Consider the following 5,218-nt stretch of genomic DNA (forward strand, 5'->3'; position numbering starts at 1 on the left):
TAGAAAGCCTGACGGCGTTATTCGTTCCCGGTTCGCGCCACGCTCAATTGAAAGAACAGGGTGAAAGGAGCTTCGAGTTGGACCAGGATCTTGCGGATATTGTGACCGTAGGCTCAGAGGACGGCGAAGACGGCGGCGGCGATGCGGTCTTTTAGCGGGCATCTTGCAAGATGTCCTTCCGCCTTTATGTGTCCGATCTTGGATTCGATGGCGCTGCGTCGTTTCAGGAGCTTTGCCTGGAACGGTGTGATGCCGCGCCGCTGATCAGGATCGCGGTAGTGCTATGCCATGGCCGCGATAGGCTCGGCGTTCCGCCTCGACGAGATGGTCGAGCCGGATCACCGGCACTTCGCTCAGCCCCAGTTCCGTCGCTGCCAGCACCCGGCCGTGGCCCGCGATCAGTTCGCCGTCGTCGCCGACCATGCAGGGCACGGTCCAGCCGAAGCGCGCCATGCTGGCAGCGATCCGAGCGACCTGATCGGCCCCGTGCATCTTCGCGTTCCGGGTATAGGGGCGCAGCCGCTCGATCGGCCAGAACTCGATCTGGCGCGGCGCAAAGGCGAGGTCCATGGGGCAGGGTGGTCCTGTGGTTTGGGTGGCTTCTGGCGGGGTGGACTCCACTGCGGTGGATTGAACGAAGCCGCTATCGCGGCATTTTTTGGTGATGTTTGGGGATTGGTGCCCTGTCTGCAAGGATTGCGGTTCTTCACACCCGATCCATCCGGACAGGAGCACCACCGATGAACACGTCCATCAGCCCGTTGCGGCAACGCATGATCGAAGACATGACGATCCGCAATCTGTCACCGGCAACGCAACGATCCTACCTGAATGCGGTGTCGAAGTTCAGCCGTTATTGCGGCCGTTCGCCCGACCTGCTCGGTGTCGAGGATGTCCGGGCCTTTCAGGTTCATCTGGTGGCGGAGGGCATTTCCTGGCCCTCGCTGAACCAGAAGGTCTGCGCCCTGCGCTTTTTCTACGGCGTGACGCTGGGCCGGTCCGAGATCCCGAACCTCATCCCTTATGCCCGGGCGCCGCGCAAGCTGCCGGATATCCTTTCTGCGGCGGAAGTCGTTCGCTTTCTTCAAGCGGTATCCGACCTGAGGAACCGCACGGCACTGACCACGGCTTATGCGGCGGGGCTGCGGGTTTCCGAGGTTGCCGGGCTCAGGGTCACTGATATCGACAGCGGGCGCGGCGTGATTTTGGTCCGCCATGGCAAGGGCGGCAAGGACCGCCAGGCCATGCTGTCGGTGCAACTGTTGCAACTCCTGCGGGACTATTGGCGACAGGCGCGGCCGAAAGGCTGGCTGTTTCCCGGCCGGAATGAGGGCAGCCGGATCAGCGTCACGGTCCTGCACGACGCCTGCCGCGAGGCGCGGATTGCCGCCCGGATCAACAAGCAGGTGAGCGTGCATACGCTTCGGCATTCCTTCGCCACGCATCTTCTTGAGAACGGTACCGATATCCGCGTCATCCAGGCGCTGCTCGGGCACAGCCACCTGTCGAGCACGGCGCGCTATACGGCGGTGTCGAACCGGGTCATCGCCAGCACGCAGAGCCCGTTCGACCGGCTTGGGATCGGGGCGGCACCGCCGCACTGACGCGGTCCCGACATGCCGGGACTGGAGGTGGCGGATATCTTCCGTCGCCATGGACCTGCCTATGTTCAGGCGCGCGCCGGCCGGATCGGTCTGGTGGAGCGCCGGGTGATGTCGGCAATCAAACTGTGCCGGACCGCAGAGCTTGGCGGCCATGTCGAGGGTTGCCGCGCCTGCGGCACGGTCCGCGTCGCCTATAATTCCTGCCGCAACCGGCATTGCCCCAAATGTCAGGGCGCGGTAGCGCGCGACTGGCTGGCCGCGCGGGCAGGCGACCTTTTGCCGGTACCCTATTTCCATGTGGTCTTCACGCTGCCGCCGGAGATCGCAGCCATTGCCTTCCAGAACAAGAAGGCTGTCTACAGCATCCTGTTCCGGACCGCCGCCGAGACGCTGCGGGCCATCGCTGCCGACCCGAAACATCTCGGTGCCGGGATCGGCCTGATCGCGGTGCTGCACAGTTGGGGCCAGACCCTGAACTATCACCCGCACCTGCACTGCATCGTGCCGGGTGGCGGGCCGTCGCCCGACGGCAGCTGCTGGATCTCATGTCGGCCGGGCTTTTTCCTGCCGGTCCGGGTGCTGTCGCGCCTCTATCGGCGGCTGTTTCTGCAGGCACTGCGCGCCGCCTTCGATGCCGGACAGCTGCAGTTCTTCGGCGAGATCCTCAACCTCGCCGATCCGCCAGCCTTCACCGGGCTGCTGACTTTGGCAGGTCGCCGCGAATGGGTCGTCTACGCCAAACCGCCTTTCGGCGGGCCGGAACAGGTGCTGGCCTATCTGAGCCGCTACACCCATCGCGTCGCCATCGCCAATTCCCGCCTGATCGGCATGGAGGATAGCAAGGTGACGTTCCGCTGGCGCGACTATCGCCATGGCCACCGACCGAGGCGGATGACCCTCGACGCCGATGAGGTCATCCGGCGCTTCCTGCTGCACACCCTGCCGGACGGTGTTCACCGCATCCGCCATTACGGATTCCTTGCCAACGGCCAGCGCGCGACCCGGCTCGCAGCTTGCCGGGCGCTGCTGGCCGCAGGGGTTCCGGCGACAACGGTTCGCGCCGGACCGGCAATGAAGGCAGCACCCGTTCCGCACCCATGTCCCTGCTGCGGCCGCCCGATGGTGACGCTGGCCGTCTGGTACCACGGCCAGGCACCGCCAGGCAGGCCCTACTGGAACGACAGCTCATGAGCGCCCGCGACAGACCATCGCCACGCGACCCAAAGCCGACCCGAACAAGGACCGGCCAGATAACCTGCTGCCGGGTGACCCGATCGCCCGGGTTCCGGGCGTCAGGAAAGGCGATCCGTCGCCAGACTGGCACTTTGCGACCGCCCCGGCAGGCCGATGCAAGCCCTGTCAGCACCCCGCCAGCTGCCATTCAACGCAGCATCCGCCATCGCGCCCACCACCCAGGGCCAGCCCGCAGGCCACAATCCCCATAGCGCCCCACAGGCCCGCGGCTTCGTTCAATTCGGCTTCAATGAGGTCCGCGACAGCGCACGGCATCAACCTCACCAACGCGGACCTCACGGAACCCTCCAGATTCCGGTGGATTCCGATTTTGGAATCCGGGAATCCACCCTGCCGGAATGATCAACGCCTTGTTTTATTGGTCGAAACGGCTGTCAGGCTGGTCAAGTGGATTCCGGGTGGATTCCCCGGTGAAATCGCCTGACGCTGGCAAACTTCCGCGCTGCGCCCCCCCGAATACGGATCGCGCCGGGGAGGAACCATGGCAGGGGGGGCGTAGCCAGAAAGACCCAAGGCCAGAACAGGCCCTCAACCATTTGACTTGGATAGTCGGATCGTTAGATCGATGACCAAGATACTAAGGGCATCGACGTTCTCGAATTCCTGCGAGATTTTGTTCCAGTAGTTGGTGAGCGCACCCTCCAGTTCTGCGAGGCCGACAGTTTGGTTCTCGATTTGCCACCGTCGGTTCGTTGCAGCACCTGTCCAGATCAAGAGGAAGACGCCCGTGCGGCCACGCCCCTCGCGAAGGTAGTCACCCGCCAGTTGGTTTTTCAGCCGCTCGCGGAGGTTGGGCCCGCTCCAAGGTTTGTCCAGCAATTTCAATTCTATCGGGACGGGATGGGTAACAAATGGCACCTGAACGAATAGGTCAGGCCGCTGCGCGTTAGCCAACTCGTTTTCCTGTGCGCAGGTATATCGTCCCTGCGCGCGGCGGTTAAGTTCGCCTGCGATCAGGTTACGCATCTCCGTTTCCGAAGTCACCCGCTGCCAAGTCTGATATGGGCTGTCGTCGCCATTTTCGAGCCAATCACGAATATCTCGCAGGCGCGCAACGACGATGTCAAAGAGCTGGCGATCCGTACCGGGCACGAAGGTCTGGTTGGCGTGAAAATCTCTGAACTGTTGTTCGGACCACGGCTCGAGGTCGCCATCTGCTTCTGCCCTTCGACGCGCAAGCGTTCGCATCCATGGCCGAGACTCGACAACCGGATGATCTGTGGCCAGCGCACGCAGCGAGCGATACGTCGCCTTTCCGGGGATCTCAGCGAGCCGGGAGAAAAGTTCATCGCGAGCATCCTGTGCATCATCGCGCCGCGTTGGGGAGTAGGCTCCCGTTCCGTTGCGATTGATATCATCTTCACGGCGGACATGCGCATGCGCAAGTCGGTGCAGACGTGTCAGATGCTCGACGGTTTGAAAATTACCAGTCCGTGGTCCGCTGTTGTCTCGCCGCCGACTTCCGACGATGGCTACAAGGGCCTGTTGCATCGCGTCTGAGGTCTGGTCGAGCGGAAGCTGGGCTAGGGTCAGGACCCATTGATTTCCGCAGGCCTGCGTGATTCACGGTTCGAAAAGCGAGCGGTGAACATGTCTGACCTTTTCTGGCTGAGCGACGCGCAGATGGCCCGTCTTGAGCCCTATTTTCCGAAGCCCCACGGCAAGCCACGTGTCGATGACCGTCGGGTTCTGAGCGGTATTATCTTCATCAATCGCAATGGCTTGCGATGGCGCGACGCGCCTGCGGAATACGGGCCGCATAAGACGCTTTACAACCGCTGGAAACGATGGAGCGATAAGGGCGTCTTCGCCCGGATGATGGCAGGACTGGCCGCCGAGCATGTCGAGAAGAAGACCGTAATGATCGATGCGACCTACCTCAAGGCACATCGGACAGCGACCAGTATGGGCGTAAAAAAAGGGGGCGTGGTCGTCTGATTGGCCGGACCAAGGGCGGCATGAACACAAAGCTGCACGCCATCTGCGATAGCCAGGGCCGCCCGATCAACCTGTTCGTCACCGCCGGGCAGGTCAGCGACTACATCGGCGCGCGTGCGTTACTGGGCAGTTTGCCGAACGTCGACTGGCTACTCGGGGACCGCGGCTATGACGCCGACTGGTTCAGAGAAGCGTTGAAAGACAAAGGGATAAAGCCCTGCATCCCCGGTCGAAAACGGCGCAAGACCGCCGTGAAATACGACAAGCGCCGATACAAAAGGCGCAACCGGATCGAGATCATGTTCGGCAGGCTCAAAGATTGGCGGCGTGTGGCAACGCGGTATGATCGCTGCCCCAAGGTATTCCTTTCCGCAATCGCTCTCGCCGCAATCGTCATCTATTGGCTATGAGTCCTGACCCTA

General features: G+C 62.5%; 4 protein-coding genes and 2 pseudogenes. 3 read left to right on the forward strand and 3 right to left on the reverse strand.

Features of this window, described 5'->3' with window-relative positions:
• Positions 1 to 17: 17 nt before the first annotated feature.
• Together IT41_RS22130 and IT41_RS18915 are read right to left on the reverse strand one after the other, a co-directional pair.
• A pseudogene (locus tag IT41_RS22130) lies at positions 18 to 306 on the reverse strand (IS5/IS1182 family transposase); the annotation flags it as partial.
• A pseudogene (locus IT41_RS18915) lies at positions 295 to 570 on the reverse strand (ParB/Srx family N-terminal domain-containing protein); the annotation flags it as partial. The pseudogenes IT41_RS18915 and IT41_RS22130, both read right to left, overlap by 12 nt.
• A 170-nt stretch (positions 571 to 740) precedes the next feature.
• On the opposite strand from IT41_RS18915, the gene IT41_RS18920 reads away from it, so the two are divergent.
• Positions 741 to 1,604 (forward strand): tyrosine-type recombinase/integrase, encoded by an 864-nt coding sequence (locus IT41_RS18920; RefSeq protein WP_036744266.1) that lies wholly within the window; start codon positions 741 to 743, stop codon positions 1,602 to 1,604.
• 12 nt (positions 1,605 to 1,616) lie between these two features.
• Entirely contained in the window at positions 1,617 to 2,795 is a 1,179-nt protein-coding gene (locus IT41_RS18925; RefSeq protein WP_036744268.1) for an IS91 family transposase, read from the forward strand.
• Between the two features lie 591 nt (positions 2,796 to 3,386).
• Here IT41_RS18925 and IT41_RS18930 read toward each other — a convergent pair.
• Positions 3,387 to 4,349, reverse strand: coding sequence for a hypothetical protein (locus tag IT41_RS18930; RefSeq protein ID WP_139221762.1), 963 nt, complete (start codon positions 4,347 to 4,349; stop codon positions 3,387 to 3,389).
• Positions 4,350 to 4,448: 99 nt separating this feature from the next.
• Between IT41_RS18930 and IT41_RS20410 the strand changes: the two genes are divergently transcribed.
• Positions 4,449 to 5,206 (forward strand): IS5 family transposase gene (locus IT41_RS20410; RefSeq protein WP_139221763.1). Its coding sequence is split into 2 segments (ribosomal slippage): positions 4,449 to 4,785 and positions 4,785 to 5,206, totalling 759 coding nucleotides; the frame shifts between segments, so codons are not numbered across the junction.
• Positions 5,207 to 5,218: the final 12 nt, after the last annotated feature.

This window comes from Paracoccus halophilus (assembly GCF_000763905.1).
GTDB classification, from domain to species: Bacteria; Pseudomonadota; Alphaproteobacteria; order Rhodobacterales; family Rhodobacteraceae; genus Paracoccus; species Paracoccus halophilus.